This window comes from Sodalinema sp. (assembly GCF_046483825.1).
Taxonomy (GTDB): domain Bacteria; phylum Cyanobacteriota; class Cyanobacteriia; order Cyanobacteriales; family Geitlerinemataceae; genus Sodalinema.
In genome coordinates, this window is sequence record NZ_JAWOCL010000015.1 from 1 (window position 1) to 3034 (window position 3034).

Genomic DNA, 3034 nt, shown 5'->3' on the forward strand with positions numbered 1-3034 from the left:
GAAAACTCGCCCAATCTCAAACCCATTGAGCGCCCCATTTCCCTGTTTCAAGTTATACTCAAACGCATCAATCATCCCTGGGAGAAGTTCCGTTCGTAGGGCGGAATACTCAGCAAAGAGGGGATTTCCCAGACAAATTTGTTGCTCTTGCGTGGGTTTAACCAGAGAATAGTGGATCAACTCCGTCAAACCTGCCCCGCGTAGGGCTTCCCGTAACTGTCCCGTTAGGGCAAATTCTGGGGAAAGTTGGCCCAGAGTTCCCTGTTTGGGCAGCGTTTCGCAGAAGTTATCGTAGCCATAGAGACGGGCGATTTCTTCAATTAAATCAATTTCCCGTTCAATATCCCGGCGACGGTAGGGGGGAACCTGCACCGTCCAAACTCCTGTTTCCTCCGTGGGAGCGACGCCAAAGTTGAGGCGTTCCAGGATTTGTTTCATATCCGCTTCCGGGAGATCGCCCACCTCATCCCCGAGATGCACTGGACCGAGAACCTGACGCACCCGGGCCACTCGTAGAGTGAGCGTTTGAGACAAATCGGGGCGAGAATCGGCCTTGGCTTGGGCCACCGGAGTTCCGCCCGCTAATTCGCCGATGAGGGCGATCGCCCGTTGACAGGCGGTTTCCAACTCCGCGAAGTTTACCCCCCGTTCATAGCGCGAGGAGGACTCGCTACGGAGATTCTGAGCGCGAGAGGAACGACGCACCGCTACCGGGTCGAACAACGCGGCTTCTAAGACCAGATTAGTGGTTTCTGCATGGACTTCGCTGTCCTCCCCTCCCATGACTCCGGCCAGGGCCACGGGATGGTCATTGGCGGTAATCAGTAGGTTAGTTTCCTCAAGGGGTCGTTCTTGGCCATCGAGGGTGGTCAGGGTTTCCTCATCTTTAGCGTAACGAACCCCGATGGTTAAGGAATCTTGACCCGTAAGCTGTCGCAGGCGATCGCAGTCAAAGGCGTGTAACGGTTGTCCCCATTCCAACATCACATAGTTGGTAATATCCACCACATTATTAATGGGACGCACACCAGCCGCTTGTAGTCGTTGTTGTAGCCAATCCGGCGAGGGGGCGATCGTGACTCCTTCAATCATTGTGCCAATATAGGCCGGACAAGCCTTGGTCTGGGCCACCTCAACCGTTAGAGACTCCTTCGGGGCAATCTCAGCCACCTCAACCTGGGGTAATTCCAGCCTATCCCCCGTCAACGCCGCCACTTCTCGGGCCACACCAACCATACTCAGAGCATCAGCCCGGTTGGCCGTCGCCGTCAAGTCTAAAATCGAGTCATCGAGTCCCAGAAACGGTCGCGCATCGGCGCCAATCTTGCCCTGGAAATCCTCATCATTGCCCTCAGCGAAAATATGAATGCCGTCAATCTCGGAAGTTAACCCCACTTCCTCTAGGGAGCAAATCATGCCGTTAGAGGGGACGCCCCGCAGTTTGGTGGGTTTAATCTTGAGATCCACTTGAGGCAGCTTCGTGCCGATGGTAGCCACCGGAACGTAGATATTTGCTTGAGCATTTGGCGCACCACAGACAATCTGTTGCAGTTCACCGCTGCCGATATCGACTTGACACACCCGCAGCTTATCAGCGTTGGGATGTGGCTCGATGCCGACAATTTTACCGATAACCACACCCTCGGCCCAGGTGCTGCGCTCTTCAATCTCCTCCACTTCAAACCCCGCCATAGTGAGGCGATGGGCCAGGTCATCCGCAGTTAGATCAATGTTAATGAGGGTTCGCAACCAGTTGAGTGAGATACGCACAGTTGATGCCTTGTTCGACGAAGTATAGCTCGACTATTCTACACAAAATCAGCCTGCCAAATCTGAACCGCCTGCCGCGCTAAACGTCCTTGGCGATCGGCTAGGCTATCCGCCGTCCACTCTTGGGCTAAAATGCTCTGGGTTAAGCGGTAGCGGCTTTGCGGGTAGGTTTGCTGCTTAACTGCATAGGCTTGATTGCCCAGCTCACGATTTAAACTCGGTTCTAAGAGGGTCAGGTTTCCTAAGCGATAGGTCAGTTCGTCGAGTTGAGTTTCTGTAACCGCTCGCCGCCAAGTCTCACTGGCTGATTCGGGGAGGATATGCTCGATTGAGAAACTGTTACGCTCAATGGGATGACCGCACTCGTGTTCTTCGAGTTTGGCTAGGATGTATTGGACGAGTTTTTTGTGTCTCTTGGTTGATAGCCTTAAAACGGCAAAGTCTTGTTGAAATTTATCGTCTGGGACGTAAATTGGGCGACAGGCATTGAAGACTTCTCGGGAGGTTGTGATTTGGTCGTTCATGATGGCGATCGCCACCTCATTATAAATCGTCTGCAACGCATTCGGGTTAAGTTGACTCACCACAAGATAGCGAAAGGATAACACTCCAATGAGTTTCAACACCCGCACAAAATCCGAGGGAGCAAACTTGACATAGGCGGCGAATAGGGCTGGATACGCCTGTTTTACTCGAAAAAGCTGTAGTTCTCGGATATAAGGCTGGCAGTTGGGAGTCTCTCGCCACAGTTCATCATGAGAGTCGCCGAGGGCAATAAATAAGTCACTATACTGCTCTAAATCATCCAGCAAATGAAATGCTTGTTCTGCATTGGTAATAGCACGACGAATTGTTTTAAAGAGTCTATCTTTCCGAACTCCGGTTTGGGATAAACTCAGGTAGTCCCGCAAAAACTCCGGAAATTGTCGCATCGTGACAGTATCAATGAGCCGTTTCCATTGCCGTTGAGCTTCTCGCAAATCATCGGGTCCCTGAAATGAAGAAAATAAATAGTTTTTCAACAAATCGGTGGTACTGAGTTCGATTCCTCGCGCATTCAAGGTTTCAAACACAGTGTACGCATTGAGCGCATCTTGAACATTGATTTGAATAAATACTAAGCGTTGAGCAACGACATCCGTTAGAAACGTCGTCAACTCTTCTCCATTTCTAACTACGGAAGTCAGCCCATTTAAACATTTTGAGAAATGCTCAAAGGCTTGCCAAAGCAGTTGATTGGATGTCGTGAGCCGTCGCTGATTCC

2 protein-coding genes are annotated in these 3034 nt (G+C 51.3%); both read right to left on the bottom strand.

Annotated features, from left to right (window positions below):
- Positions 1-1770, bottom strand: a 1770-nt coding sequence (gene pheT / locus R6U67_RS01085; protein ID WP_410250825.1) for a phenylalanine--tRNA ligase subunit beta, incomplete at its 3' end; no start/stop codon positions are given.
- Between the two features lie 38 nt (positions 1771-1808).
- Positions 1809-3034 (bottom strand): DUF262 domain-containing protein (locus R6U67_RS01090; RefSeq protein ID WP_410250826.1); only part of this gene is annotated, 1226 nt, incomplete at its 5' end.